We start from the raw sequence: 25,182 nt of genomic DNA on the forward strand, positions 1-25,182 counted from the left end.
GGGCTCGTGTGGCGCGTCGTCGCCCAGAGGAGATCCTGGGAGAGGAACGGTAGTGAGCTGTCCGTGACCTGACGACGATGGTGGTGACCACCATGGGCGTGCCGGACGAGACCGGAGCGGACCCGCGCGGGCCCGCCGATCCTTGTGGGGATCCGTTCCTGCGGACACGGTTCGCGATCCCCGCCCTCCCGGCGACCTACCTGCGCCGCGACCGGCTGCTCGGCCATCTGGACGAGGCCCCGCGCAGACCACTGACCGTGGTCGGCGGGGCCGCGGGCGCCGGCAAGACGCTGCTGGTCGCCGACTGGGCCGCCGCGCACCCCGGACGCGTCGCCTGGCTCACCGCACAGATGGCGGGCAAGGGCCGCGGCACCTTCTGGGCCTACCTCCTGCAGGCCCTGCGCCTGGCCGGGGTGACCCTGTCCGACGACGTGGGCCTGCCCGCCGAGGCCGGCCGCGTGGACGACGCGCTGCTCACCCGGCTCGCCGCGGAACTCAGCGCCCGCGAGGCCCCGGTGACCGCCGTCATCGACGAGTACGACCGGGTCACCGACCCGGAGATCGCCGACCAGCTGGAGTTCGTGCTGCGCCACGCGGGCCCGGGCGTGCGCCTGGTCCTCGTCACCCGCACCGAGCCGCTGCTGCCGCTGCACCGCTACCGGGCGGCCGACGCGGTCACGGAGATCCGCAACGACGAACTGGCCTTCACTCCCGGGGAGGCCGCCGAACTGCTCGCACTGCACGGCCTGCGGCTGCCCGCCGACGAGGTGACCGCGCTGCTGACCCGCACCCGGGGCTGGGCCGCCGGGCTGCGGCTGTGCGCACTCGCCGCCCAGGGGACGCAGGACCCGCGGACGTACCTGAAGGAGTTCGAGGCCGACCGCACCACCATTGGTGACTTCCTGCTCGCCGAGGTGCTCAAGCGGCAGCGGGCCGAGACCCAGGACCTGCTGCTGCGGATCAGCGTCCTCGACCGCTTCTGCCCGGCCCTCGCCGACACCCTCACCGGGCGCGCGGACGCCGAACTCATCCTCACCGGCCTGCACCGCGAGAACGCCTTCGTGGAAGATCTCGGACACTCCTCATTCCGGCTCCATCCGCTGTTCCGGGACATCCTGCGGGCCCATCTGCGGGCCCGCCACCCCGGTCTGGAGACCGAGCTGCACCGCCGGGCCGCGGCCTGGCTCCGGCACGCGGGCCCGCTCGGCGAGACGCTGGAGCACGCCGCCGCAGCGGGCGACTGGGAAGCCGCCGCCGACGCCCTCGTCGGTGACCTCGCCCTCGGCGACCTCCTCGCCGGCCCACGCGCCGAGGCCCTGGCCGAACTCTTCTCCGCCCTGGGCCCCGAGCCGAGGACCCCGGCCACCGACCTCGTCCGCGCCGCCCTCGCCCTCTCCCGCGGCGACCTCGACCGCGGCCTGCCCCCGCTGGAACGGGCCGCGCGGGCACTGACCGCCGAACGGACCGGCGACCCGGCCGCCGCCCGGCTCGGCTGCGCCCTCCTGCACACCCTGGCCGCCCGGCTGACGGGCGCCCCCGCACGGGCCGAGACCGCCGCCCGCCAGGCGGCGGAACTGCGCCGGGAGATCCCCGCCCCGCTGCTCGACCGGCACCCCGAACCGGCCGCCCTGCTGCGCACCCACCTCGGCGCGGCCCGCCTGTGGGCCGGCCGGTACGGCGAGGCACGCGCCGCGCTGACCGCGGTGGCGGACACCGGCCGTACGGCAGCGACGGCGCAGGCACTCGCCCTGCTCGCCCTCCTCGACCACCTGGAGGGCCGCCCCGGGCGGGCCGAGCGCAGGGCACTCGCCGCGCTGTCCGGGGCCGACCGCCCGGGCCCGGCCGTGCCACCCGGCGCCGGACTCGCCACGCTCGTTCTGGCCGCCGTCGCCGCCGACCGCGACGAACCGGACCGCGCGGAGGCGTTCCTCGCCGCCCCGGCCGACGCCCGGGGCGACCCGGTGACCGAGGCCGAGCGCGCCATCGTCACCGGACGGGTCCGGCTGGCCCGGGGCGACACCGAGGGCGCGCTCGAAGCGGCCGACCGGATGGCCCTCACCGAGGAGACGTCCCCGTGGGCCGAGGCGCACACCGCGCTGGTGGCCGCCGGGGCCCACCTCGCCGAGGGACGGCCGGAGCTGGCGGTCAAGCTGCTGACGGACCCGCCCGGCGAGGAGCCGCTGTGCCTGGTGGGCGCGGCCCGGGCGGAACTGGCGGCAGGCCGCCCCGCGAACGCCGCCGAGCTGCTCGACCGGATACCGCCGCACCACGGCCTCGGCCCCCTGGTCACCGTGCCGGCGGCCCTGGCCAGGGCGCAGTGGTACGGCGCCGAGGGCGACCCCGCCGCACGGCGAAGGCTCGTGGCCCAGGCGCTGCGCGAGGCCCGGCGCGAGCGGCTGCGGCGCCCCTTCCGCGAGGCGGGACCGTGGCTGGCGCCGCTGCTCGCCGGCATGCCGCTGCGGGCGCTCGCCGAGGGCTGGCTGCTGCCCGGCGCCCCGCGTCCGGACGGCACCGGCCGCGCGGACGAGCCGCCGCCGGTGGTGGAGGAGCTGAGCGGCCGCGAACGCGACGTGCTGGTGCGGCTGGCCGACATGATGTCCACCGAGGAGATCGCCGCCGACCTCTACGTCTCCGTCAACACGGTCAAGACCCACCTCAAGAGCGCCTACCGGAAGCTCTCCGTGAACCGCCGGCACGACGCCGTGCGCCGCGCCCGCGAACTGGGCCTGTTGTGAGCCCGTCCGCGGCGGCCCCGCGACATCACCTGCGGCGGGTGAGGCCGGGCGGCGCGACCGGGCGCAGGATCGCGGAAAGGGGGCCGGCACGCCCGTCCGCGGCACGCGGGGAAGGCACCTCATGCGCTACGAGATTCGCGTCGACGGAGAGCTGACGGAGACGCTGGCCAAGGCGTTCCCCGAGCTGGACCACGTCGTGGTGTCCGGCCACACCATCCTGTTCGGCCGGATCCTGGACGAGGCGCACCTGTACGGGCTGCTGGCCCGCTGCCAGTCGCTGGGCCTGCGGGTCCTGGAGCTGCGTCAGGCACCCCGGTGAGCCGCGGCCGCTACGGCTCCCGCCCCCGCCGCCGCAGCCCCGCCTCGACCGCCGCCGCGAGCAGCCGCACGGCCAGGCCCACCAGCAGCAGCCCGCCCGCCATCTGGCACATCACCGCCACCCGGCTCGCCTCGGAGCGCGCGGTGATGTCGCCGAACCCCACGGTGGTGAACGTGGTCAGCGCGAAGTACAGGGCGTCCGTCCTGGTCAGCGGCTCGGTGAAGGAGCCCGGTGTGTCGTGTTCCAGCACGTGGTAGACGCTGGCGAAGACGATCAGATAGAGGGCCACCGTGGTGGCCAGCGCCTCCACCGCCTTCAGCCGGGGGTGCGGCGACCGCATGATCATCCAGGCCTCCCAGCCGAAGACCACCAGGACGGCGCCGAGACCGCACACCAGCAGCAGGACCGTCCCCGCGGTGCTGCGCGCGTCCAGCGGCACCAGGTAGTACGCGAGGACCAGGGCGGCCACGATGCCCACCGCCCGCGCGCAGGACGCGGCCGCGGCCCGGTGGTACGGGCCCCCGTACGGCCGGGAGTTCCCGGGGGCCGGATCGGTCATCGGTGCCCCTTCCTGCGCTGCCGCGCCGCCTCCGCGCTTCGGTCACGGACGGGACCGCCGGCGACCGTTACCACCTCATCCCCCCGGCAGGCGGCACGGATCACCCGCCAGGGGTGAGCCGTGCCGACGTCAGCACGGGCGACGCTGGCGTTGCGGTCCCCGCACAAGGCCCCGCCGGCGGACCGGGAGCGGCCTCGACCCCGTGAGGAGGAGCCATGACCACGTCACGCGGTACGAGTCCGCAGGGCCCCGACCGCCCGTTCCCCGGACCGGAACACGATCCCGGCGGGGCCGCCACTCCCCGCGCTTCTGCCACCGGGACGGTCCCCGCCGGGGCCGCTCCCGACCCGGCGAGGGCGCTGGGCCGGCTGGGCGGCTCCTGGCCCTGGATCCTCGGGTCCGCGCTCGTCTCCCTGGTGCCGGGCATCCTGATCCTGGTGTGGCCGCAGGAGACCCTGCACGTCCTCGCGGTGATCCTCGGCCTGTATCTGCTGGCGACCGGCGCGTTCCGCTTCGTGGCCGCCTTCGGCCGGACGGAGAGCGGGGAACGGCTGACCGGCCTGCTGGTCGCGCTGCTGTTCGTGTCGGCCGGAGTCCTGTGCCTGCGCAACCCCCTCCAGACCATCACCGCCCTGTCGCTGATCGTCGGGGTGGTCTGGCTGGTCTCCGGCATTCTGGTGCTCTACGCCGCCCTCGTCGCCGAGGACCTGCCCCACCGGGGCTTCGTCACCGGCGTCGCGGTGATCGCCATCCTCGCCGGCGTCGTGGTGCTCGCGCTGCCCGCGCCCTCGGCCCGGGTGCTGACCCGGCTGCTCGGACTGTGGCTGATCCTGCTCGGCGTGTCCGAGGCCGTCGTGGCCCTCGCCTGGCGTGCCGCGCTGCGCCGGGCGGCCGCCCGCGCCCCCGCCAGCTGACCGCCGTTCACCCGCCCAGGGTGAGGCGCGCCGACCTCCCGCGGCGCAGCCTGGACGCGGACGACCGACCACCGGGCGCGACCCGGGACGGAGGAGGCGACATGAGTGCGCGGACCTACCTCGCCTATGACTACCCGGCGCTGAGCGTCTTCTGGTCCATGCTGGTGTTCTTCCTGTGGATCATGTGGTTCGTGCTGCTCTTCCGGGTGGTCATGGACATCTTCCGTGACGATGCCCTGGGCGGCGGGGGCAAGGCCGCGTGGCTGCTCTGCGTCGTACTGCTGCCGTTCCTCGGTGTCTTCGTCTACCTGATCGCCCGCGGCAAGGGCATGGGCCGCCGCGAGGTCGAACAGACCCGCGCCCAGCAGCGGGCCTTCGACGAGTACGTCCGCCGGACCGCCCGGGGCGGCGGCTCCCGCGCCGACGAACTCGCCCAACTTTCCGAGATGAAGGCGCGCGGGGACATCACCGAGGACGAGTTCCGCCGGGCCAAGGAGATGGTGCTCGCCGACCACGCCCCGTCCGCACCGGAGAAGAACGAGGTGGCACGATGACCGCACCGCGCACCACGCACGAACACGAGCCGACCACCAGGGAACTGTGGGCGACCGGGCTGACCGCCTTCGCCGCGGTGATGCTCCTGCTCACCGGCATACTCGACATCTTCCGCGGCATCATGGGGATCGCCCGCGACGACGTCTTCCTCACCACCCGCAGCTACGTCTTCCAGTTCAGCCTCACCGGCTGGGGCTGGGTCCACCTGGTGCTGGGCGCCGTCGCCGTCGTCATCGGCCTGGGCCTGATGCGGGTGTCCGCCTGGGCGCGGGCCGGCGGCGTGGTCATCGCCGCGCTCATCATCATCGCCAACTTCCTGTCGCTGCCGTACTACCCGGTCTGGTCGATCGTGATGATCGCGCTGGCCGGATTCACCATCTGGGCGCTGTGCGTGGTCCGCAAGGACGGCCGGACCATCTTCGACTGACCGTCCACGGCGGCGCGTACACTCGCCGCCGTGAGGGAGCGACGGGTCACGGAGTGGGACGGCGTCACCCTGCGGTCGTCGCTCAAGCCCCGCTTCGCGCAGGCACGCGACCGGCTCGCCGACGCCGCGCGGGACGGGGACTGGGCGGCCGTGCAGGACGTGCTGGCCGAGCGGCCGGAGTGGGTCAACTGCCCACGCCTGGAAGGCCGTAGCGGATACACCCCGCTGCACCAGGCCGCCTGGCACGGCGCCGGCACCGCGATCGTCGAGGGGCTGCTCGCCCGCGGCGCGCTGCGGACCCTGCGGACGGGCGACGGGGAACGCGCCGCGGACATCGCCGCCCGCCGCGGCCACCACCGACTCGCCGAACTGCTGCGCCCGGCCGTCAGACACCCCGTGCCGCCCGCAGAGATCCCCTTGCTCCAGGAGCACCTGCACCGGCTGATCCGCCACCGGGCGGGCCTGGAGGGCGGGCCGGACCTGGCCACCCGGCACGCGCTGCGGCTGCCCGAGGTGGAGGCGCTGACCGAACTCGCCCACCCCGTCTGCTGGTTCCCCGTCCCGGGCATGTACGGCGGATTCCGGATCACGCTGGACGGCCGCGAACTGACCGTGGACAGCTGGATCCGGATCGTCGGCGGCTCGGAACGCACCGACCGGGTCACGGTGGCCGGCGTGCGCCTCCAGGAGGGCGAGCCGCTGCTCTGAGGGCCGTCGAGGTCCGGGGCCGTCCAGGGCGGCGAGGCCCGGAGGCCATGGCCACGCCAGGACGGCCACGGCCGGGAAGGCGGGCCGCCGCCCCGAGGCCCCGCTCGGGGAGGTCAGGCCGGGGGCAGGTCGCCCGGGGCGGACGGCAGGGCCAGATGGGCCAGGTCGTCCGGGGGCGGTGAGGTCACCGGCCACAGCGGGGCGGCCTGGCCGTCGGCGAGGGCGGCGGGTGCGTCGGTGAGGTTCATGCGCTCGCGCAGCCGTCCGTAGAAGTCCATGGGCCCCAGCCGGACCGCCTTCAGCCGCCGCGGCGCCGCGTACACGCCGATCCAGTCGCCGGGGCCCAGCACTCCCCGCAGCTGGCCGTCGATGCTGACCGCGGCCTGGCCCGAGCGTTCCAGCACCCGCAGGGCCACCGGCTCGTCCGGGGCGGCCACCACCGACCGGTTGAACACCATGTGCGGTGCCACCGGCGTGAAGACCAGCGCCTCTGTGCGGGGCGAGACCACCGGGCCACCGGCGGCGAAGCTGTACGCCGTGGATCCGGTCGGCGTCGCCACCAGCAATGCGTCCGCGGAGTAGCAGGCCAGCAGCCGCCCGGCCAGATAGACCGCCACCGACACCTGCCGGTCGCGGGCCAGCTTCTCCAGCACGATGTCGTTGAGCGCGGTGACGTTCAGCGCGACCCCCCAGTCACCGCCCGCCTCGCACTCCGCGCGCACCCGGGGCGGCGGCAGCATCGGCCCCCGGCCGTACCGCATCAGCGCCTCCATCTGCGCGGGCACCTCCAAGCGGCAGGAGGCCCGCATGGTGAGCATCATCCGGTTCTCGACGGTGATCCGCTCCTCGCGCACCGCGTCCAGCGCGGAGCGCACCGCCGAGGCCGGCACCTCGGTCAGGAAGCCGACCCGCCCGAGGTCCACGCCCAGCAGCAGCGCGTCGTTCTCCGCCGCGAGCCGCGCCCCGCGCAGAAAGGTGCCGTCGCCGCCGAGGGTGACGACGAGGTCGGGGTCGCCCGCCGCGTCCATCTCCTCCCGCGCGCTGTGCCGGGCGCCCTCCTGCCACACGTCGATGTCCGCGCAGGCCACCGCGTGCTCCGCGCACCACTCGCGCACCGTCCGCGCCGCGGCCCGCGCCTCCGCGCGCCCGCCGTGCACGACCAGGCCGACCCGGTCCAGCGTCATAACCGCACCACCCGCCTCCACCCGGCTCCTGCCGAGCGCCATCCTCGCCGCCGTACCCACCGGCCCCGCGCAACGCCACGCCGCCGTACCCGGCCGCCGTACGCCACGCCGTACGACAAGGCGCGCGGGACCGCGGTGGTCCCGCGCGCCGGATCGTGAGGCCCGGTCACTCGTTGCGGAAGACGGCCTTGCTGACCTCCGCCGGGTTCTCGAACGTCCGCTTCCCGAGATGCGAGATGCGGTCCGTTACCTCCTTGGGCGCGTGATTGTGCTCCGCGGCCTGCCGCAACTGCTCGGAATCGGCCGGGTACTCCACGCCGGACAGGGCTTTCTGCAGATCAGGGGGGCTGATACCCGCCATGGCTCCTCCAGGCGGTGAGGGTGTTTCCTGCTCTTTCGGTACCCCGGCGCCGCATGCTGCGCCGGACCGCCCAGGTACCCGTCCCGGGCCCGGGGGATTCACCCGTTCCGCCCGCTCTTCGCACCTGCCCCGGGCGGGTACCCGGGGGAACGACGGAGAGGTACGCACGGAGTCGGGGAGGTCACGATGAGCGAGTACACGACCCCGTCCCAGGCAGAAGGAGAGCGGGAGCCGGACGACATGGGCGGGCAGCAGCCGACGCGCACCACACCCTCGCAAGCGGAGGGCGCGGCCGACGAGACACCCGTCGAGGTACCCGAGGAGGAGCCCGGCGGGGACGGCGCCTGAAGGCGACCGGCGAGGCGCCGGGGTGGTTCCGCGTACGCGCCGGCCCGCCGCGGCGCCGGTGCCGCCTGCGTTGCGGCCCCCGACGTGCCGCCCTAGCGTGAGCTGGACACGTTCAGGACAGGCAGGCCGTGATGACGCATCCGCACGACCCCCTCGGCATCACCCACGACAGAGCCGCCGCCCGCCCGATCCAGTTGGAGACGCACGGGCTCGACGTGATCGGGGACGCGGACCGCAGAGGCACCCCGCGCATGCTGTTCTGGCCCTGGTTCGGCGCCAACGTCTCCGTCCTCGGGCTCAGTTACGGCGCCTTCGCGTTCGGCTTCGGCATCTCCTTCTGGCAGGCGCTCGTCGCCGGCACGATCGGCATCGTCGTCTCCTTCCTGCTGTGCGGCTTCGTCTCGGTCGCAGGCAAACGCGGTTCGGCCCCCACCATGGTGCTCAGCCGCGCCGCCTACGGGGTGCGCGGCAACCGGCTGCCCTCGGTGGTCTCCTGGATGCTCACGGTCGGCTGGGAGACGGCCCTCATCTCGCTCGCCACCCTGGCCACCGCGACCGTCTTCACCAGCCTCGGCTGGGGCGGCGGCACGGAGACCAAGGTGGTCGCCCTGATGGTGGTGGCCGCGCTGACCGTCGTCGCCGGTGTCATGGGCTTCGACCTGATCATGCGGTTGCAGACCGCCATCACGGTGATCACGGGCGTGCTCACCCTCGTCTACGTCGGCCTCGTCGCCCACCACGTCGACTGGAACGCCGTCAAGGCGGTGCCGGGCGGATCGGCGCAGCAGATGATGGGCGCGCTGGTGTTCATGATGGCCGGCTTCGGCCTCGGCTGGATCAACGCTGCCGCCGACTACTCCCGCTACCTGCCCCGCGACTCCTCCAGCCTGGGCGTGATCGGCTGGACCGCTTTCGGCGGCTCGCTGGCCCCCGTGCTGCTGCTGGTGTTCGGCGTGCTGCTGGCCGGCTCCTCGCCGAGGCTGAGCCGCGCCATCGCCGACGACCCGATCGGCGCGCTGACCACCATCCTGCCCACCTGGTTCCTGGTGCCGTTCGCCGTGGTGGCCGTGCTCAGCCTGGTCGGCGGCGCGGTCCTCGACATCTACTCCTCGGGCCTCGCCCTGCTCTCCGCCGGGCTGCGCGTGCCCCGCTATCTGGCCGCGCTGTGGGACGGCTGCCTGATGATCGCCGGCTCCGTCTACATCGTGTTCTTCGCCGGCGGCTTCCTCGGCCAGTTCATGGGCTTCCTGACCACGCTCGGCGTGCCCGTCGCCGCCTGGTCCGGCGTGATGCTCGGGGACCTCGCGCTGCGCCGCCGGGACTACGACGACGGCGATCTCTACCGCCCGCACGGCCGCTACGGCGACATCCCCCTGGTGCCCCCGCTGCTCACCCTCGCCGCCACGGCCGTCGGCTGGGGCCTGGTCACCAACACCGCCGCGCACTGGCTGGGCTGGCAGGGCTACCTGCTCCAGCCGCTCGGCCTCGGCGGCCGTACCGGCGCCTGGGCGTACGCCAACCTGGGCGTCGTGGTCGCCCTCGCGCTCTCCTTCCTCGGCACCCTGCTGCTCGGCCGTCGCCGGGTGCGCGCCCAGGAGGCCCTGGCACCGAGCCCCGCGCCCGGCGAGGAGTTCCTCAACGCGTGAGCCGCCGCCGATTCCCACGCATGCCCGGGGCGCGCACCGGGTACGCGAGGCGGGAGCCCGCCCGGGCAAGTCCGTCCGGGTGGCCCGTACGACCACCGCTACCTGGGGATCTGCCATGGAGACACCCGCACACGACGCCCTGCCGACGCCCGCCCAGCAGGCGCTGGACGCCCTGGTCGCCGATGCCGAGGACCAGAGGGCCCTGGACACCCTCGCCCACAGCGACGTGCTCGTCCCCGTGCCGGACGACGCGATCGACGGGGAGGGCGCCGACGCCACGACGGTGGCCCTGCCCGTCCTGGAACAGCCCGGAGGCGACCCGGTCGTCCCCGTGTTCACCACGGAGGGCGAGATGGCCGAACTGCTGCCCTTTGTCTCGCGTTACCGCCTCATCCCGCTGGGCGCGCTGGCCTCCCAGTGGCCCGACGAGGACCTCTCGCTGGCGATAGACGGCAGTTCCTCGCACGCCCTGACCCTCACCTCCCAGGGAGTGCGCACCCTGCTGGCCCGCTGACCGCGCCGCGCAGGCCCGGCGACCGGCGGCGACGAACCCGCGGCCGCCGGGGCAACGGATCACCCCTCACCACGGGCGACAGAATGTGCCCATGGAATACATCGCCGGCCCGGTAGGTGCCCTGCTCCTCGCCGTCGTGCTGAGCAGCGTCCTGCGCACCCTCGTGGTCCCCCGCGGCCTCTACTCCGGGCTGGTTTTCCGGCTGTGGTGGCTGCTGCGCAGGCTCCTGCGGCTGCCGGCGCTGCGCGGCGGCTACGAGGCCATCGACCGGGCACAGACCTGGCTGGCCCCGCTGATGCTGATCGGCATGCTCGCCAGTTGGCTCGTCGGTGCGCTCTTCGGCTTCGGTCTGCTGCTGTTCGCGGTCTCCTCGCTGCCCTGGACCACCGCGTTCCGGGAGGCCGGCTCCAGCCTGTTCACGCTCGGTTTCGCCAGCGGCGCCCGGCTGAAGCTGTCGCTGCTGGACTTCGTCGCCGCGGCCACCGGGCCCGTCCTGATCGCGCTCCAGATCGCCTACCTGCCCACCCTCTACGCGGCCTACAACCGCCGCGAGGTCGAGGTCACCCTCCTCCAGGCACGGGCGGGGGAGCCCTCCTGGGGCCCGGAGATCCTGGCCCGGCAGTGGCTGGTGGACACCGAGACGGCGCTGCCCGAGCTGTACCGGGCCTGGGAGCGGCTCGCCTCGGACATGGGCGAGAGCCACTCGACCTATCCCGTGCTGCTGACCTTCCGCTCCCCGCGTCCGCACCGCAGCTGGCTGGTGGCGCTGATCGCCGTGATGGACGCGGCGGCGCTCCAGCTCGCCCTGGACCCGAAGACCGCGCCGCCGGAGGCCCGTCTGGTGCTGCGGGCCGGCTTCAGCGCCCTGCGCGACATCGCACGCGCGGTGCGCGTCCCCTTCGACGCCGACCCGTCTCCCGACGCGCCCGTCCGGCTCACCTACGCCGAGTTCGACGCGGCCGTGGAGATGCTGGACGCGGCTGGCTTCCGCGCCGAGCGCACCCCGCGGGAGGCCTGGCCCCACTTCCGCGGCTGGCGGGTCAACTACGAGGCCGTCGCCTACGAACTGTGCCGCCGCTGCGACGCCGTGCCGGCCCTGTGGACGGGCCCCCGCGACTTCCCGACGGCCTCGCTGCCCCCCAGGCGCCCGGTGGACCGGCGTCCGGGATGACCCCGCCGGCCCGGAGGCCTTCCACGGCCCGTACGGTCCGCACGACGCCTACGTCCCGGACGGCGCTCGGTCCTCCCGCTCCGTCAGCATCCGTGCGAGCACTGCCCGTTGCAGCGGCAGCACCTCGGCGTGCAGGGCGCGGCCCTTGGGGGTGAGGGCGACCCACACCCCGCGGCGGTCCTCCGTGCACACCGAGCGTTCCACCAGGCCGTCCTTCTCCAGACGGCCGATCAGCCGGGACAGCGCGCTCTGGCTGAGATGCACCCGGCCGACCAGGTTCTGCACCCGGCAGTGATCGCCCTGGCGGGGCGACTCGGCGGCCAGGATGTCCAGCACCTCGAAGTCGCTGGCCCCCAGACCGTAGGGGGCCAGCGCCCGGTCTATCTCGCACATCGTGCGCGCGTGCACGGCGAGGATGTCCCGCCACCGTTCTTCCAGCCGGGCGTCGGCCGTCTTCACTGCCATACCGGCACCGTAGCACCGATCCAGCCAGTCGTTGAGTGTGCAACTACTTTGCGCCGACCGGGTCCTGGAGGAGTCCGACCATGTTGCCGTCGGCGTCCTTCACCGAGGCGACGAGCCTGCCGTTGCCCACGTCCCGCACGTCCTGGACGATCTCGGCGCCCGTCGCCAGCAGGGCCGCGAGCCGCTCCCGCAGATCGGTCACGTGCCAGAACGGCACCGGACCGGTCAGCCCCTGCGCATGCCCGTTCGGGTCGAGACCGACGTCCTGTCCGGCGGCCTTGAAGCCGACGTAGTAGGGCTCGTCGGCGTACGGCTCGACGCCCAGCAACGCGCTGAACAGGGCCTTGGCCCGCGCCGCGTCCTTGACGGGGTAGACGATCGTCCGCACGCCGCTGGCCGGGGAATCGGTGGTCATGGGATCCACTCCTTGGGGAGGCTCTTGAAGTCTTCCGGATACGAGGCCCGGCGGTCTCCCCGCCGGCGCTCCCACGCTAGGCCGGGGGAGCGCGCCACGGCTTCTTCGATCCTGACCGGTTGCCGCCTCACTTGCCGTGCGGCACCTCCGCGACCGTGCGCCGGGCCGCGAGGACGTCACCCCCGAGCACCTGGCGGCGGCCGTGCGACTGGTCGGCACCGGGGACGCCCTGCCGGCGCCGCAGCTCACCCGGCGCCTGGTGGAGCGGTACGCGGCCGACACCGAGCGGGCGCCGGAGTGGGTCCCCGCCGACCTGGCCGCCCTCACGCCCCGCGCGCGAGGTGCTGGTCCTGCTGGGCCGCGGAATGTCCAGCACCGAACCGGCGGCCGCGCCCTCAGCGAGGCCACCGTCGAGTCCCACGTCGCCCGCATCCTCGCCAAGCTCGGTCTGCGCGACCGCGCCCAGGCGGTGGTCCTCGCGTACGAGTCGAGTCTGGTCAGACCCGGAACGCGCCGAGCGCGGGCCGCTTCGAGGACCGTCCGGGGAAGGGCGGGTGAATGATTGGGCACGCATGGATGAACGATTCCGCGCGGCCTGCGCACGGCCCGCCCGCACAGTCCCCGCCTGGCCGGAACCCGCCCGTCGCGGCGGTACGCTGGTGCCGGCCGTGATCACCCACGGGGTCGGCCGAGCAGGAGACGTACAGCAATGACAACCCCCGAAGCCGACACCCTTCACGCCCGGCCCGCGGCGCGCCGGCGCTCGCGGTGGCGCGCCCAGGCACCCGTCGTCGCGGTGGTCGCGGCCGGCGGCGCCCTCGGCGCGTGCGCCCGCTACGGCCTCGCCCTGGCCCTGCCCACCCCGCCCGGCGGCTTCCCCTGGGCGACCTTCTGGACCAACCTCATCGGCTGCGGCGTGATGGGCGTGTTCATGGTGTTCATCACCGAGGTGTGGGCCGCCCACCGCCTCGTCCGCCCGTTCTTCGGCACCGGCGTCCTCGGCGGCTTCACCACCTTCTCCACCTACACCGTCGACATCCGCAGGCTGGTCGACGCCGACCGCCCCGGGGCCGGGCTCGTCTACCTCGTGGCGACGCCCTGCACGGCCCTCGCGGCGGTATGGCTCGCCTCGGCCGTCGCCCGCAAGGTGCTCATCGGAAGGCAGCAGCCATGACCTCACTCACCGGCCGCGCGCTCCGGCTGACCGTCTACGTCGGCGAGGACGACACCTGGCACCACAAGCCCCTCTACAGCGAGATCGTGCACCGCGCGCACGCCGCCGGACTCGCCGGGGCCAGCGTCTTCCGGGGCATCGAGGGCTTCGGTGCCTCCTCCCGTATCCACACCTCCCGCCTGCTGTCGCTCAGCGAGGACCTGCCGGTCGCGGTGGTCGTGGTGGACGCCGAGGAACGGGTCCGGGCCTTCCTGCCCGAGCTGGACGAGCTGGTCCGCGAGGGCCTGGTGACGCTGGACGAGTGCGAGGTCGTACGGTACGTCGGCCGCGCCGCGGGCCAGGACCCCGCGGGTTCGGGCGGCGGGGGATCGCCGTGAACTGGCTCCTGGTCGTCCTCGGAGCGATGGTCGGCGCCCCTCTGCGCTACCTCACGGACCGCGCCGTACAGGCCCGGCACGACTCGGTCTTCCCCTGGGGCACCTACGTGGTGAACGTCGTCGGCAGCCTGGTCCTCGGTCTGGTCACCGGCCTCGCCGCGACCGGGGCCGCCGGACCCCACCTGCAACTCCTGCTCGGCACCGGCCTGTGCGGGGCGCTGACGACGTACTCGACCTTCTCCTACGAGACCCTGCGACTGACCGAGGCCGGCTCCGGCCTCTACGCTTCGGTCAACGTCGTCGCGAGCGTGGCGGCCGGCCTCGCGGCGGCCTTCGCCGGGGTCTTCCTGGCCCGCGCCCTGTAGGCCCGGGCACCACCCGCACCACCGGACGCACGAAACAACGCGTTAAGTAATGTCCACAGCACTGTCGACCTACTCTCCTCAGAACTGGATCCCATGAGCGCCATCTCTGTCGGCCAGGCCGTCATCCTCGGTGTCGTCGAGGGGGTGACCGAGTTCCTCCCGGTGTCCTCCACCGGTCACCTCAAGATCGCCGAGGGACTCATGGACATCCCCGTCGACGACAAGTCCGTCGTCGGGTTCTCCGCAGTCATCCAGGTCGGCGCCATCGCCGCCGTGCTCGTGTACTTCTTCAAGGACATCAAGCGGATCGTCTCCGCCTGGTTCCGCGGTCTGGCCAACCGCGAGGAGCGTTACCACCACGACTACAAGTTCGCCTGGTGGGTGATCGCCGCCACCATTCCGATCGTCCTGGTGGGCCTCGCCGCCAAGCCGCTGATCGACGGGCCGCTGGCCTCGCTGTGGGTGGTCGCCGGTTCGCTGATCGTCGGCTCCGGAGTGATGTGGTGCGCGGACCAGATGGGCCGCCACAAGCGCGGGGAGGACGACACGTCCTTCAAGGACGCGATGTGGGTGGGCTGCTCGCAGATCCTCGCCCTGCTCTTCCCCGGCTTCTCCCGCTCCGGCGCCACCATGTCCACCGCCCTCGTGCTGGACCTGGACCGCGTCGCCGCCACCCGGCTCTCCTTCTTCCTCGGCATCCCCGCGCTCACCGGCGCCGGCATCTACGAGCTGAAGGACGCCCTCGGCGCGGGCGTCGGCGCCGCTCCGCTGGCCGTCGGCACCACCGTCTCCTTCATCGTCGCCTACGCCTCCATCGCCTGGCTGCTGAAGTTCGTCGCCAAGCACTCCTTCAACGCCTTCGTGATCTACCGCATCGTCATCGGCGTGGCACTGCTGGGCCTGCTCGGCACCGGCGTGCTCAACGCCTGAGCCGTCCCCCCCCGCCCACCCACGGGGCGCGGACGCCCGCAGACGGGCGCCGCGCCCCGTGCGCGTTTCCGGCCCGCCTTGACAGAGCGGCCGGGCAGGCCGGAGTATCGGCCTCGTGAACCTGTCAGACAGCCAGACAGGTGGTCCGGGTCCGCGGCGTGTGAGCGCCATGGAAGCGGTCCTCGGCCACCTCCGCGGCGCCATCGAACGCGGCGACTACGCCATCGGCGACAAGCTGCCCTCCGAGGCCGAGCTGGGACGCACCCTGGAGGTCTCCCGGCCGGTGCTGCGCGAGGCGCTGCGCGCGCTCCAGGCGATGGGCCTGACCGTCTCGCGCACCGGCAAGGGCACCTTCGTCGTCGCCAACGCGGTGGAGGACCCCACCTTCGGCGACTACGCGGCCAGCGATCTGCTGGAGGTGCGCCGGCACATCGAGATCCCGGTGGCCGGCTACGCGGCCCTGCGCCGCACCCCGGACCACCTGGACCGCCTGGCCCACCTGCTGGACCGGATGGAACGGGAGACGGACACCACCGCCTGGGTCGCGATGGACACGCTCTTCCACCTCACCGTGGCCGAGGCGGCCCAGAACCCCGTCTTCCGCCGGGTCATCGAGGAGATCCGCGACGCCCTGGCGCGCCAGTCGGCCTTCCTCAACGAACTCGGCGGCCGCCGCGAGCAGTCCAACCGCGAACACCGCGCGATCGTCGAGGCCCTGGCCGACGGCTGCGAACCGGACGCGGTCGCGGCCATGAGCCACCACCTGGACCGCGTCGAGCGCACCCTCACCGAGATCGTCCGGCCACCGGCACCGGCCGCGAGCGGCGCGGTGGAGGCGTGAACGAGCGGTACTCCCGGCCGCCGTACACCGACGGCTGAACACCGATGACCGGTTCCGTACACCGGCGTTCGCAGACCGATCTCCGTGTGCCGACGACGGCGCCGGGAGCACCACCGTGCCCCGGGCGCCGCCGGCCGGCATCGCGCTGACCGCGAGCGGTACGACCCCGCACAGCGCACCTCCCCACCGGCGCCGCCGCGTGACCCGCGACCCGGCCGCCCCGACCCCCCGATACAGGCAGTGATGTTCAGCACCTCCCTCGCCGACGCACCCGTCGTCCGCGCGCCCCGCCACGCCCCCGTCGCCCAGCTCGTCCGCGGCGGCGTCATCGAGGGCGTCCACCACGGCTCCGTCGTCGTCCTCGGCGCCGACGGCACCGTCAAGCACCGGCTCGGCGACGCCGAGGCCGCGTTCTACCCGCGCTCGGCGGTCAAGCCTCTCCAGGCCGTCGCCATGCTGCGGGCCGGACTGCCGCTGGACGGCGAGCTGCTGTCCCTGGCCGCCGCCAGCCACTCCGGCGAGGAACGCCACCTCGCCGGCACCCGGCGCATCCTCGAACGGGCGGGACTCGCCGAGGACGACCTGCGCAACGTCCCCGACCTGCCCTTCGACCCCGCCGTCCGCGACACCTGGATCCGCGCGGGCCGGGCGCCCTCCCGGCTCGCCCAGAACTGCTCCGGCAAGCACGCGGCCATGCTGTGGACCGCGAAGCTCAACGGCTGGTCCCTGCCGGACTACCTGGACCCGGAGCACCCGTTGCAGCGGGCGATCCGCGAGACCGTCGAGGAGCTGACCGGACAGCGGGTCGCCCGGGTCACCGTGGACGGCTGCGGCGCCCCCCTGTTCGCCATCTCCCTGACCGGCCTCGCCCGCGCCCTGTCCCGCGTCGTCACGGCCGCCCCCGGCACGCCCGAGGCCCGGGTCGCCGACGCGATGCGCGCCCACGCCGAGATGGCCTCCGGCGCCACCCGTGACGTCGCCGCGCTGATGCGGGCCGTGCCGGGGCTGCTGGCCAAGGACGGCTTCGAGGGGGTGCAGGTCGCCGCGCTGCCGGACGGACGGGCGGTGGCCGTGAAGATAGCGGACGGCGCGGACCGGGCGCGGGTGCCGGTCGCGGCGGCCGCGCTGGCGCTGGCCGGGGTGGACTCCGCGCTGCTGGCCGAGTTCTCGGGGGCGCCGTTGCTGGGCGGCGGAGTGCCGGTGGGATCCGTGCGCGTCGTGGACGGCCTTGGCGCCGCCTGACCGGACCCGCCACCGCGCGCCGCCCCCGGCCGGCCGCACCGTACGGCGCCGGCCGCACACCGGCCCCCGCGCCCCTGCGCGGGGGCGCCCTCGCCTCCGTAGCTCAGAAGGAGACCCCTTCCCATGACCGCCACCCGCCGCGAACACGACCTGCTCGGCGACCGGGACGTGCCCGCCGACGCCTACTGGGGTGTGCACACCCTGCGGGCGACCGAGAACTTCCCCATCACCGGGACGCCGATCTCGGCGTACCCGCACCTGATCGACGCCCTGGCCGCCGTCAAGGAGGCCGCCGCCCTCGCGCACGAGGAACTGGGGCTGCTGGAACCGGCCAAGGCCGCGGCGATCGTGGCCGCCTGCCGGGAAATCCGCCAGGGCGCCCTGCACGACCAGTTCGTGGTGGACGTCATCCAGGGCGGCGCCGGCACGTCGACCAACATGAACGCCAACGAGGTCGTCGCGAACCGGGCGCTGGAACTGCTCGGCCACGCCAAGGGCGAGTACATGTACGTACACCCCAACGAGGACGTCAACCTGAGCCAGTCGACCAATGACGTCTACCCGACCGCCGTCAAGATAGCGACGATCTTCGCGGTACGTGGACTGCTCAAGGCGATGGCCGTACTCCAGGACGCGTTCGCCGGCAAGTCCGTGGAGTTCCGTGACGTGCTCAAGATGGGCCGTACACAGTTGCAGGACGCGGTGCCCATGACGCTCGGTCAGGAGTTCTCCGCGTTCGCCGTGATGATCGAGGAGGACCGCAGCCGTCTCGCCGAGGCCGTCGAGCTGATCCATGAGATCAACCTGGGTGCCACCGCCATCGGTACCGGGATCAACGCGCCGTCCGGGTACGCCGAGGCCGCCCGCCGGCACCTGTCCGCGATCACCGGGCTGCCGCTGGTCACCGCCGCCAACCTGGTCGAGGCCACCCAGGACTGCGGGGCCTTCGTCCAGATGTCCGGCGTGCTCAAGCGGATCGCGGTCAAGCTCTCCAAGAGCTGCAACGACCTGCGGCTGCTGTCCTCCGGCCCGCGCGCCGGGCTCGGCGAGATCAACCTGCCGCCGGTGCAGGCCGGTTCGTCGATCATGCCGGGCAAGGTCAACCCGGTCATCCCCGAGGTGGTCAACCAGGTCGCCTTCGAGGTGATCGGCAACGACGTCGCCATCACCATGGCCGCCGAGGCCGGACAGCTCCAGCTCAACGCCTTCGAGCCGATCATCCTGCACTCCCTGTCGGAGTCCGTCACCCATCTGCGGCGGGCCTGCCTGACGCTCGCCGAGCGCTGTGTGAACGGCATCACCGCGAACACGGAGCGGCTGCGCGCGAGCGTGGAGAACTCCATCGGACTGGTCACCGCGCTCAACCCGCACATCGGCTACACGGCCGCCACCGAGATCGCCAAGGAGGCCCTCGTCACCGGCCGCGGGGTGGCCGAACTGGTCCTGGAGAAGGGGCTGTTGCCGGCCGGTACGCTGGCCGGGCTGCTGCGCCCCGAGATCGTCGCCGGCAGCGGGGCACCGGCGGCCTGACCTGCGGCGACGGCCGGTCCCGGGGCACGGGCGAGTAGGCCCGGGGAGCGGCGGGGAGGCACAATGGCGATCATGACAACGACGTCGTCCCGCACCTTCCTGCCGGTCCTGGAGCGCATAGCCGAGGAACTGGAGCACACCCCGGGCCGGGGCCGCGCCGCCGACTACATACCGGCGCTCGCCGCCCGCGACCCCCGCAGCTTCGGCATGGCCGTCGCCGAGCTGGACGGCACGGTGTACGGGGTGGGGGAGTGGCGGCAGCCGTTCTCCGCCCAGTCCATCACCAAGGTGTTCACGCTCGCCCTGGACCTCGCCCGCGAGGGCGACGAACTCTGGGAGCACGTCGGCCGGGAGCCCTCCGGCAACCCGTTCAACTCCCTGGTCCAGCTGGAGTACGAGAACGGCATCCCGCGCAACCCCTTCATCAACGCGGGCGCCCTCGTCGTCACCGACCGCCTCCAGACCCGTACCGGGGACGCGGCCGGCGAACTGCTGGCCTTTCTGCGCGCCGAGAGCGGCAATCCCGGATTGGACTTCGACCGGGAGGTCGCCGCCTCCGAGACCGCGCACGGCGACCGCAACGCCGCCCTGGCCCACTTCATGGCGTCCTACGGCAACGTCGACAACGAGGTGCCGGTCCTGCTCGACCAGTACTTCCGGCAGTGCTCCATCGCCGCCTCCTGCGCCGACCTCGCGCTCGCCACCGGCTTCCTCGCCCGGCACGGCATCCGCGCCGACGGCAGCAGGCTGCTCAGCAAGAGCCAGGCCAAGCAGGTCAACGCGGTCATGCTGACCTGTGGCACCTATGACGCGGCCGGTGACTTCGCCTACCGGGTCGGCCTGCCCGGCAAGAGCGGGGTCGGCGGCGGGATCATCGCCGTCGTACCGGGCCGGTGCACGCTGTGCGTGTGGAGCCCGGGGCTGGACGAGCGCGGCAACTCGGTGGCCGGCGTGGCCGCCCTCGACCGGTTCACGACGCTGACCGGACTGTCGGTGTTCTGACCCGAGCGGACACCGCCCTCCCCGGGGCCCCGCGCCCGAGGACCCGTCGAACGGCCGGGGAACCGGGAGCACACAGCAGCCACCCTCCGGCCCCCGTCCGGAGGGCTCCGTGTCGACTCCCGGCCATCCGGCGTTGACACGCTGAGCCAGTGTTGGCCATGGCATTCCCCTTCGATCTGCGTCGCTGCCGGCTGCTCGGCCTGGCCGGCACCGCCTCCCTCGCGCTGGGCGGGGAGACGGCCGGTGCCCTGCCCGTCGAGGACCTGCCGGCCCCCGCCTCAGCCCAGGCGGCGACGGGCCTGGTGGGGGTCTATTTCGGCGCCGTGCTGCTGATCGCCGCCTGGGTGCTCCTCGGCCGGCTGGTGCGCGGCCCGCGGCCCCCGGGACCACGCGCCCTGCTCCTCGTCCTGGCCGTCTGGGCCGCCCCGCTGCTGCTCGCCCCGCCGCTGTTCAGCCGGGATGTCTACAGCTATCTCGCGCAGGGCGCCATGGCCGACGCCCACCTGGACGTCTACACCCACGGCCCGGCCGCGCTCGGCGGCCCGCTCGCCGACCAGGTGGCCCCCATGTGGCTGCACACGGGGGCGCCGTACGGACCCGCCTTCCTGGGCCCGGCCTCCGTCCTGTCCGGCCTCACCGGGGACCGGTTGCCCGCGGGCCTGCTCGGCATGCGCCTGCTGGCGCTGCTCGGCGTGGCCCTGATGGCGGTGGCGCTGCCCCGGCTCGCCCGGCACAGCGGCGCCGACCCGGCCGCCGCGCTCTGGCTCGGCGCCCTCAACCCGCTGGTGCTGCTGCACCTGGTCGCGGGCGCCCACAACGACGCCCTGATGCTCGGCCTGCTCGGGCTCGGCCTGGTCGCCGCGCGGGGCCCCCGCTTCGCTCCCGGCGCCCTCGGCGCCGTACTGGTCACCCTCGCCGCCCTGGTCAAGGTGCCCGCCGCGCTCGGTCTGCTCGCGGTACCGGTGCTCCAGGTCCGCTCCGGCCGCCGCCCGCTGCCGGCCGCCCTGACCACCGCGGGCGCCGCCGCCGCGACCACGGTCGCGGCCACCGCCCTGGCCGGCACCGGCTACGGCTGGATCGGCGCCCTCGGCACCCCCGTCTCCCCGCACAACTGGGCGCCGACCAGTCTGCTCGGCCGGGCCACCGCGGCGCTGCTCGCCCGCCTCGGCAGCGGCCTGGCCCCGCTGGCCGTACCGGCCTGGCAGCTTTTCGGCCTGGTGGCCACCGCCGCGGCCGTCGTCCTGATCTGGCACCGGCTGCGCCCGCAGCCGGTGTACGCGCTCGGGCTGAGCCTGCTCACCGTCGCCGTGTTCGGCCCGGCGATCCGCCCCTGGTACGTGCTGTGGGGCCTGTTCCTGATCGCCGCCGCCGCGCCCAGCACCCCGGTGCGGCGCCGGGTCGCGGCCCTGGCCGCGGTCCTCGCCCTCGCCGTGCTGCCCAGCGGCGGCCCCGCCGACGCGGGCCGGCTGGCGCTCGCCGGCTGCGGCGCGGTGCTCGGCGTGGTCGTGCTGTGGCAGGCCCACCAGGCGGCGCAAGCCCCCGCGCCCGTCCCGGGGCGCGCCGCATGAGGGGCCCGCGCACCGAGCGGGGCCGGCTGCTGCTGGTCCTCGCGCTCGTCGCCGCCGTCACCGCGTTCACCGCGACCGTGCCGCTGCTGCGGGGCTTCTTCGACCTGCGCGTCTACTACGGCACCGTGCACACCTGGGTGCACCACGGCGGCCTGATCTACGACTACCGGGTGCCGGGCACGCGGTACGGCTTCACCTATCCGCCGTTCGCCGCCGTCCTCATGCTGCCGCTGGCGGTGCTGGGCCGAAGCGCCGCGATCGCGGCGTCCCTGCTGGTCAACACGGCCGCGCTCGCCGTCGTCCTGCGCGTGCTGGCCGGTGAGCGGTGGCGGCGCCACGGCTGGTACGGCTGGGTGCCGGCCCTGTGCGCGCTGGCACTGTTCGAACCGCTGCGGGACACCTTCGGCTTCGGTCAGGTCAACGTCGTCCTGCTGGCCCTCGTCCTCGCCGACGCCTGGCTGCTGACGAACGGCCGGGGCCGCTGGGCGGGCGCCGGGATCGGGCTCGCCGGGGCGATCAAGCTGACGCCGGCCCTGTTCATCGGGATGCTGCTGCTCGCCGGGCGCCGCCGGGCGGCCGGGACCGCCGCTGCCGTGGCCGCCGCCGCGACCGCGCTGGCCGCCTGGGTGGACCCCGCGGCCTCCCGGTTCTACTGGACCGAGGCCCTGTGGGACACCGGCCGGGTGGGCCGCCTGGACTACGTCTCCAACCAGTCGCTCCAGGGCGTGCTGGCCCGGCTCGGCGAGACGGGCCGCCCGCTGTGGGCGACGGCGGTGCTGCTGACCCTGTGCGTCTGGGCGTGGCGGACCCGCCGGGCGGCGGCGGCCCGCGACTGGACGGCGGCCTTCGCCCTCACCGGGGCGGCCGCCTGCCTGGTCAGCCCGATCACCTGGGTGCACCATCTGGTGTGGCTGCTGCCCTCCTTCGCCGTGCTGCTGCGCGCCGGGCGCCGGCGCCTCGCGGGCGTGCTGTACGCGGTGCTGTGCAGCAGCGTGGTGTGGCTGTGGGTCGACGACGCCTCCGGCCTCGGCGGCTTCCTCGGGAGCAACCTCTACACCTGGATCACCCTGGGGCTGCTGCTCGGCCTGCCGGTCGGTCAGCCGCGTGCGGCCCTGCCCCTGGCCCGCAGCGCCAGCGCCACCGCTCCCGCGCCGAGCCCGGCCAGCCCCACCCCGACGGCCGTGCCCGGCCAGCCCGAGTCGTCGCCCGCCGTCCCGGACACGGCGGCCGCCACCGGTGCGGCCGAGGCGGCCGGCCTGGGCTTCGGCCGCAGCCCGTCCAGCGAGCCGACCGGGTCGACCAGCCCGTCGGCGGCGAAACCCCAGTCGAGCAGCGCGCGCGCCTCCTCGTACACCGCGAAGCCGCCCCCGCTCTGAGGGTTCATCACCGTCGCCACGAGGGTGCGACCGCCCCGGCGGGCGGCGGCCACGAGGGTGTTGCCCGCGTTGCTGGTGTAGCCGTTCTTGATGCCGATCAGGCCCGGATAGGGCGCGACGCCGTCCGCTCCGGTCAGCAGCCGGTTGGTGTTCTCGATGGCGTACGGCGAACCGTCACCCGGGAACTCGGCCTGGGCGGTGGAGCAGTACGTGGCGAAGTCGGGATTGCGCAGGCCCTCCCGGCCGAAGACGGCGAGGTCGTAGGCGGAGGAGACCTGGCCGGGGGTGTCGTATCCGTCCGGCGACAGCACATGGGTGTCCAGCGCGCCCATGGCGCGGGCGTTGGCCTGCATCCGGCGGGCGGTGGCCTCCCAGCCGCCGTTCAGGGAGGCGAGGACGTGCACGGCGTCGTTGCCGGAACTGAGGAAGACCCCGCGCCACAGGTCCGCCACCCGGTAGCTGTGCCCCTCCTCGACCCCGACCAGGCTGCTGCCCTCGGCGACGTCGGCCAGTTCCTGGTAGCGCACCGTGTGCTGCATCCCGCTGGGCAGTTTCGGCAGCGCGGTGAGGGCGAACAGGGTCTTCAGGGTGCTGGCGGGCGGCAGTGGGCGGTGCGCCTCGCTCGCCGCCAGCACCTGACCGCTGCCGGCGTCGGCGACCAGCCAGGACAGCGCCGACAGGTCCGGCACCTCGGGGGCGCCCCGGCGAGGGCGGACCTGCACGCCGGAGCGGTAGAGCAGGGACGGGGCGGGGACGGCGGCCCGGGGGGCGGGGGGCGCGGGCTCCCCGCCGCGGGGCCAGGCGGCGCTGTGGGGCCGGCCGGCGAGCGGCGCGGCGGTGGCCGTGGCGGGGGTGAACGCCAGCACGCCCGCCACGCACAGGGAGCAGACCGGCACGACCGCCCGGTATCTGAATCTGGTGATCATATGATCAACGTACGAACGGGAGGGATGTGCGCGCGCCGGCCGCGCCGTCCGGCCCAGTGGAGCAACCCGGATGACGCACCGGCAGGGCGCGGTCAGCCGGTGGGCAGCGTAGGCCGCACCTGCCGCAGGAACGCCGCGTTGTCCGGGGTGGCGCGCAGCCGCGCCAGCAGGGTCTCCAGGGCCGCCGGGCCGCCCTCGCGGGAGCGCAGGGCCCGGCGCAGTCCGTGTGTGGCGCTCAACTCGGCCGGGGTGAGCAGCAGTTCCTCGCGGCGGGTGCCGGAGCCGTCGAGGTCCACGGCGGGGAAGACCCGCCGGCCGGCCAGTTCCCGGTCCAGCCGCAGCTCCATGTTGCCCGTGCTCTTCAGCTCCTCGAAGAAGTAGCCGTCGGCGCGCGAGCCGGTGTCCACCAGGGCGGTGGCCAGGATGGTGAGCGAGCCGCCCTCCTCGGCCTCGCGGGCGGCGCCGAAGAACCGCTTGGGGCCGATCAGCGCGCCCGCGTCCACACCGCCGCTGAGGGTGCGGCCGCCCGCGCCGGAGGCGTTGTTGTGCGCCCGGCACAGCCGGGTCAGCGAGTCCAGCAGGACGACGACGTCCTCGCCCGCCTCGACCAGCCGCTTGGCCCGCTCGACGACGAGTTCGGCGAGGGCGATGTGCTCCTTGGCCGTGCGGTCGAAGGTGGAGGCGTACACCTCGCCGTGCACCGTGCGGCGCATCTCGGTGACCTCCTCGGGGCGCTCGTCCAGCAGCAGCACCATCAGCCGGCACTCGGGGTGGTTGCCGGCCACCGCCGCGGCCAGCTGCCGCAGCAGCACCGTCTTGCCGCTCTTCGGCGGGGCCACGAGCAGTCCGCGCTGGCCCTTGCCGACCGGCGTGAACAGATCGGCGACCCGGCCGGCCAGGCCGGCGTCCGGGTGGTCCAGCCGCAGGCGCCGGCGCGGGTGCAGCGGGGTGAGATCACGGAAGTGCCGGCGCGACGCGTGCCGCGTGGCCGCGCGCCCCTCGACCCGGGCGACCTCGCTCAGTGCGCGCCGCTCGCCGAGGACGCCCTCGACGAGGTCGCCCTTGCGCAGCCCGTACCGGCGGACCAGCGCGGCCGGCACCTGCGGGTCGGCGGGGGTGGGGAGGAGGGCGGCGGACCGCAGGTGCCCCTTCCCGTGCGCGTCGATGTCGAGCACGCCGGAGACGAGCCGGACGACCGGGGCGTGGAGGTCCACCGGGGGGTGTTCGAGTGTGGTGGTCATGGAGTGGGTCCTTTCGCGGACGAAGCGGGGAAGAGCGCGGGGGAGAGGGGAGCGGCCGCGAGGGGAGGCGGTTGCGACGGCCTCCTGCGGCGAGACGACACCTCGGACAGCGCACGGAAGACGCGCATCGGGAGGTGGTGCTCAAGAGAAGCCCGGACCGTTCGGAAGAACTCGGCCGAGGGGCTGGGAGAGAAAACGGCGACATCGGTGCCGATACGAGGGGCACGCACATGCGCTGCTGTACGAATTGTACCCGTGCCACCGGTCAAGTCAAGAGACTCTTGGGGAC

26 protein-coding genes and 2 pseudogenes are annotated in these 25,182 nt (G+C 74.2%); 21 read left to right on the top strand and 7 right to left on the bottom strand.

All coding sequences use genetic code 11. The annotated features are described in order from the left end of the window. Positions 1–77 precede the first annotated feature (77 nt). Complete coding sequence (locus tag HZZ00_RS13375) at positions 78–2,735, top strand: LuxR C-terminal-related transcriptional regulator (RefSeq protein ID WP_180332383.1); 2,658 nt, start codon at positions 78–80, stop codon at positions 2,733–2,735. Between the two features lie 121 nt (positions 2,736–2,856). Further along, positions 2,857–3,054, top strand: a complete 198-nt coding sequence (locus tag HZZ00_RS13380) for a hypothetical protein (RefSeq protein ID WP_070026548.1) — start codon at positions 2,857–2,859, stop codon at positions 3,052–3,054. Positions 3,055–3,064: 10 nt separating this feature from the next. On the opposite strand, the gene HZZ00_RS13385 is transcribed toward HZZ00_RS13380, so the two are convergent. Continuing rightward, the gene (locus HZZ00_RS13385; protein WP_180332384.1) at positions 3,065–3,613 is read right to left on the bottom strand and encodes a potassium channel family protein; all 549 of its coding nucleotides are present in this window, start codon (positions 3,611–3,613) and stop codon (positions 3,065–3,067) included. A gap of 215 nt (positions 3,614–3,828) precedes the next feature. On the opposite strand from HZZ00_RS13385, the gene HZZ00_RS13390 reads away from it, so the two are divergent. From HZZ00_RS13390 to HZZ00_RS13405, 4 genes are all read left to right on the top strand, one after another. Beyond that, positions 3,829–4,527, top strand: a complete 699-nt coding sequence (locus HZZ00_RS13390; protein WP_180332385.1) for an HdeD family acid-resistance protein — start codon at positions 3,829–3,831, stop codon at positions 4,525–4,527. A gap of 101 nt (positions 4,528–4,628) precedes the next feature. After that, complete coding sequence (locus HZZ00_RS13395; RefSeq protein WP_180332386.1) at positions 4,629–5,081, top strand: SHOCT domain-containing protein; 453 nt, start codon at positions 4,629–4,631, stop codon at positions 5,079–5,081. Then, entirely contained in the window at positions 5,078–5,509 is a 432-nt protein-coding gene (locus tag HZZ00_RS13400; RefSeq protein ID WP_180332387.1) for a hypothetical protein, read from the top strand. The genes HZZ00_RS13395 and HZZ00_RS13400 overlap by 4 nt, the downstream gene beginning before the upstream one ends. A 30-nt stretch (positions 5,510–5,539) precedes the next feature. Next, entirely contained in the window at positions 5,540–6,217 is a 678-nt protein-coding gene (locus tag HZZ00_RS13405) for an ankyrin repeat domain-containing protein (protein ID WP_180332388.1), read from the top strand. A gap of 113 nt (positions 6,218–6,330) precedes the next feature. On the opposite strand, the gene HZZ00_RS13410 is transcribed toward HZZ00_RS13405, so the two are convergent. Then, a complete protein-coding gene (locus HZZ00_RS13410; RefSeq protein WP_180332389.1) occupies positions 6,331–7,401 on the bottom strand; it encodes an NAD(+)/NADH kinase in 1,071 nt (356 codons plus the stop codon). Between the two features lie 166 nt (positions 7,402–7,567). After that, complete coding sequence (locus HZZ00_RS13415) at positions 7,568–7,762, bottom strand: DUF2795 domain-containing protein (protein WP_180332390.1); 195 nt, start codon at positions 7,760–7,762, stop codon at positions 7,568–7,570. Between the two features lie 186 nt (positions 7,763–7,948). Here HZZ00_RS13415 and HZZ00_RS13420 point away from each other — a divergent pair, with 186 nt between their 5' ends. From HZZ00_RS13420 to HZZ00_RS13435, 4 genes are all read left to right on the top strand, one after another. Then, the gene (locus HZZ00_RS13420; protein ID WP_180332392.1) at positions 7,949–8,110 is read left to right on the top strand and encodes a hypothetical protein; all 162 of its coding nucleotides are present in this window, start codon (positions 7,949–7,951) and stop codon (positions 8,108–8,110) included. Positions 8,111–8,241: 131 nt separating this feature from the next. After that, positions 8,242–9,756 (top strand): cytosine permease, encoded by a 1,515-nt coding sequence (locus HZZ00_RS13425; RefSeq protein WP_180332393.1) that lies wholly within the window; start codon positions 8,242–8,244, stop codon positions 9,754–9,756. A gap of 115 nt (positions 9,757–9,871) precedes the next feature. Next, complete coding sequence (locus tag HZZ00_RS13430) at positions 9,872–10,270, top strand: SseB family protein (protein ID WP_070026556.1); 399 nt, start codon at positions 9,872–9,874, stop codon at positions 10,268–10,270. Between the two features lie 91 nt (positions 10,271–10,361). After that, entirely contained in the window at positions 10,362–11,441 is a 1,080-nt protein-coding gene (locus tag HZZ00_RS13435; protein WP_180332394.1) for a hypothetical protein, read from the top strand. A 48-nt stretch (positions 11,442–11,489) separates the two neighbouring features. On the opposite strand, the gene HZZ00_RS13440 is transcribed toward HZZ00_RS13435, so the two are convergent. Beyond that, a complete protein-coding gene (locus HZZ00_RS13440) occupies positions 11,490–11,906 on the bottom strand; it encodes a MarR family winged helix-turn-helix transcriptional regulator (RefSeq protein WP_180332395.1) in 417 nt (138 codons plus the stop codon). 43 nt (positions 11,907–11,949) lie between these two features. Further along, positions 11,950–12,321: a VOC family protein gene (locus HZZ00_RS13445; protein ID WP_180332396.1), complete on the bottom strand. Its 372-nt coding sequence runs from the start codon at positions 12,319–12,321 to the stop codon at positions 11,950–11,952. 169 nt (positions 12,322–12,490) lie between these two features. Here HZZ00_RS13445 and HZZ00_RS13450 point away from each other — a divergent pair. The 11 genes and pseudogenes from HZZ00_RS13450 to HZZ00_RS39035 all read left to right on the top strand — a co-directional run. After that, positions 12,491–12,883 (top strand): annotated as a pseudogene (locus tag HZZ00_RS13450) (response regulator transcription factor); the annotation flags it as partial. A gap of 147 nt (positions 12,884–13,030) precedes the next feature. Then, positions 13,031–13,495: a fluoride efflux transporter CrcB gene (gene crcB, locus HZZ00_RS13455; protein ID WP_180332397.1), complete on the top strand. Its 465-nt coding sequence runs from the start codon at positions 13,031–13,033 to the stop codon at positions 13,493–13,495. Then, positions 13,492–13,872: a DUF190 domain-containing protein gene (locus tag HZZ00_RS13460; protein WP_180332398.1), complete on the top strand. Its 381-nt coding sequence runs from the start codon at positions 13,492–13,494 to the stop codon at positions 13,870–13,872. The genes crcB (HZZ00_RS13455) and HZZ00_RS13460 overlap by 4 nt, the downstream gene beginning before the upstream one ends. Continuing rightward, positions 13,869–14,237 (top strand): fluoride efflux transporter CrcB, encoded by a 369-nt coding sequence (gene crcB / locus HZZ00_RS13465; RefSeq protein WP_180332399.1) that lies wholly within the window; start codon positions 13,869–13,871, stop codon positions 14,235–14,237. Before HZZ00_RS13460 ends, crcB (HZZ00_RS13465) begins: the two co-directional genes overlap by 4 nt. A 93-nt stretch (positions 14,238–14,330) precedes the next feature. After that, positions 14,331–15,167, top strand: coding sequence for an undecaprenyl-diphosphate phosphatase (locus HZZ00_RS13470; RefSeq protein WP_180332400.1), 837 nt, complete (start codon positions 14,331–14,333; stop codon positions 15,165–15,167). A gap of 169 nt (positions 15,168–15,336) precedes the next feature. Beyond that, entirely contained in the window at positions 15,337–16,008 is a 672-nt protein-coding gene (locus HZZ00_RS13475) for a FadR/GntR family transcriptional regulator (protein ID WP_180333495.1), read from the top strand. Between the two features lie 243 nt (positions 16,009–16,251). Then, positions 16,252–17,250: an asparaginase gene (locus tag HZZ00_RS13480; protein ID WP_180332401.1), complete on the top strand. Its 999-nt coding sequence runs from the start codon at positions 16,252–16,254 to the stop codon at positions 17,248–17,250. A gap of 123 nt (positions 17,251–17,373) precedes the next feature. Continuing rightward, positions 17,374–18,780, top strand: coding sequence for an aspartate ammonia-lyase (gene aspA / locus HZZ00_RS13485; RefSeq protein ID WP_180332402.1), 1,407 nt, complete (start codon positions 17,374–17,376; stop codon positions 18,778–18,780). Between the two features lie 63 nt (positions 18,781–18,843). Continuing rightward, positions 18,844–19,782, top strand: a complete 939-nt coding sequence (locus HZZ00_RS13490) for a glutaminase (protein ID WP_180332403.1) — start codon at positions 18,844–18,846, stop codon at positions 19,780–19,782. Positions 19,783–19,940: 158 nt separating this feature from the next. Next, positions 19,941–21,350 carry a polyprenol phosphomannose-dependent alpha 1,6 mannosyltransferase MptB gene (gene mptB, locus HZZ00_RS13495; protein WP_180332404.1) on the top strand — a complete coding sequence of 470 codons (1,410 nt, stop codon included), beginning with the start codon at positions 19,941–19,943 and terminating at the stop codon, positions 21,348–21,350. Continuing rightward, entirely contained in the window at positions 21,347–22,726 is a 1,380-nt protein-coding gene (locus HZZ00_RS39035; protein WP_180332405.1) for a glycosyltransferase family 87 protein, read from the top strand. Before mptB ends, HZZ00_RS39035 begins: the two co-directional genes overlap by 4 nt. A 59-nt stretch (positions 22,727–22,785) precedes the next feature. Here the strand turns inward: HZZ00_RS39035 and HZZ00_RS38325 are convergent. Next, positions 22,786–23,652, bottom strand: a pseudogene (locus tag HZZ00_RS38325) (D-alanyl-D-alanine carboxypeptidase family protein); the annotation flags it as partial. A gap of 92 nt (positions 23,653–23,744) precedes the next feature. After that, positions 23,745–24,893 carry a transcription termination factor Rho gene (gene rho / locus HZZ00_RS13505; protein WP_180332406.1) on the bottom strand — a complete coding sequence of 383 codons (1,149 nt, stop codon included), beginning with the start codon at positions 24,891–24,893 and terminating at the stop codon, positions 23,745–23,747. Between the last annotated feature and the right edge of the window lie 289 nt (positions 24,894–25,182).

It is taken from the genome of Streptomyces sp. NEAU-sy36 (assembly GCF_013423905.1).
In the GTDB taxonomy this organism is placed as follows: Bacteria; Actinomycetota; Actinomycetes; order Streptomycetales; family Streptomycetaceae; genus Streptomyces; species Streptomyces misionensis.

Excerpts from the sequence above, each read along its gene's own strand:
- rho (WP_180332406.1), bottom strand. The coding sequence starts at position 24,893 with ATGACCACCACACTCGAACACCCCCCGGTGGACCTCCACGCCCCGGTC.
- HZZ00_RS13445 (WP_180332396.1), bottom strand. The coding sequence starts at position 12,321 with ATGACCACCGATTCCCCGGCCAGCGGCGTGCGGACGATCGTCTACCCC.
- HZZ00_RS13470 (WP_180332400.1), top strand. The coding sequence starts at position 14,331 with ATGAGCGCCATCTCTGTCGGCCAGGCCGTCATCCTCGGTGTCGTCGAG.
- HZZ00_RS13490 (WP_180332403.1), top strand. The coding sequence starts at position 18,844 with ATGGCGATCATGACAACGACGTCGTCCCGCACCTTCCTGCCGGTCCTG.
- HZZ00_RS13390 (WP_180332385.1), top strand. The coding sequence starts at position 3,829 with ATGACCACGTCACGCGGTACGAGTCCGCAGGGCCCCGACCGCCCGTTC.
- HZZ00_RS13480 (WP_180332401.1), top strand. The coding sequence starts at position 16,252 with ATGTTCAGCACCTCCCTCGCCGACGCACCCGTCGTCCGCGCGCCCCGC.
- HZZ00_RS13430 (WP_070026556.1), top strand. The coding sequence starts at position 9,872 with ATGGAGACACCCGCACACGACGCCCTGCCGACGCCCGCCCAGCAGGCG.
- HZZ00_RS13395 (WP_180332386.1), top strand. The coding sequence starts at position 4,629 with ATGAGTGCGCGGACCTACCTCGCCTATGACTACCCGGCGCTGAGCGTC.
- HZZ00_RS13385 (WP_180332384.1), bottom strand. The coding sequence starts at position 3,613 with ATGACCGATCCGGCCCCCGGGAACTCCCGGCCGTACGGGGGCCCGTAC.
- HZZ00_RS13375 (WP_180332383.1), top strand. The coding sequence starts at position 78 with ATGGTGGTGACCACCATGGGCGTGCCGGACGAGACCGGAGCGGACCCG.
- mptB (WP_180332404.1), top strand. The coding sequence starts at position 19,941 with ATGGCATTCCCCTTCGATCTGCGTCGCTGCCGGCTGCTCGGCCTGGCC.
- HZZ00_RS13425 (WP_180332393.1), top strand. The coding sequence starts at position 8,242 with ATGACGCATCCGCACGACCCCCTCGGCATCACCCACGACAGAGCCGCC.
- HZZ00_RS13415 (WP_180332390.1), bottom strand. The coding sequence starts at position 7,762 with ATGGCGGGTATCAGCCCCCCTGATCTGCAGAAAGCCCTGTCCGGCGTG.
- HZZ00_RS13475 (WP_180333495.1), top strand. The coding sequence starts at position 15,337 with ATGGAAGCGGTCCTCGGCCACCTCCGCGGCGCCATCGAACGCGGCGAC.
- HZZ00_RS13440 (WP_180332395.1), bottom strand. The coding sequence starts at position 11,906 with ATGGCAGTGAAGACGGCCGACGCCCGGCTGGAAGAACGGTGGCGGGAC.
- HZZ00_RS13420 (WP_180332392.1), top strand. The coding sequence starts at position 7,949 with ATGAGCGAGTACACGACCCCGTCCCAGGCAGAAGGAGAGCGGGAGCCG.
- HZZ00_RS13410 (WP_180332389.1), bottom strand. The coding sequence starts at position 7,401 with ATGACGCTGGACCGGGTCGGCCTGGTCGTGCACGGCGGGCGCGCGGAG.
- crcB (WP_180332397.1), top strand. The coding sequence starts at position 13,031 with ATGACAACCCCCGAAGCCGACACCCTTCACGCCCGGCCCGCGGCGCGC.
- HZZ00_RS13435 (WP_180332394.1), top strand. The coding sequence starts at position 10,362 with ATGGAATACATCGCCGGCCCGGTAGGTGCCCTGCTCCTCGCCGTCGTG.
- HZZ00_RS13400 (WP_180332387.1), top strand. The coding sequence starts at position 5,078 with ATGACCGCACCGCGCACCACGCACGAACACGAGCCGACCACCAGGGAA.
- HZZ00_RS13460 (WP_180332398.1), top strand. The coding sequence starts at position 13,492 with ATGACCTCACTCACCGGCCGCGCGCTCCGGCTGACCGTCTACGTCGGC.
- HZZ00_RS39035 (WP_180332405.1), top strand. The coding sequence starts at position 21,347 with ATGAGGGGCCCGCGCACCGAGCGGGGCCGGCTGCTGCTGGTCCTCGCG.
- aspA (WP_180332402.1), top strand. The coding sequence starts at position 17,374 with ATGACCGCCACCCGCCGCGAACACGACCTGCTCGGCGACCGGGACGTG.
- HZZ00_RS13380 (WP_070026548.1), top strand. The coding sequence starts at position 2,857 with ATGCGCTACGAGATTCGCGTCGACGGAGAGCTGACGGAGACGCTGGCC.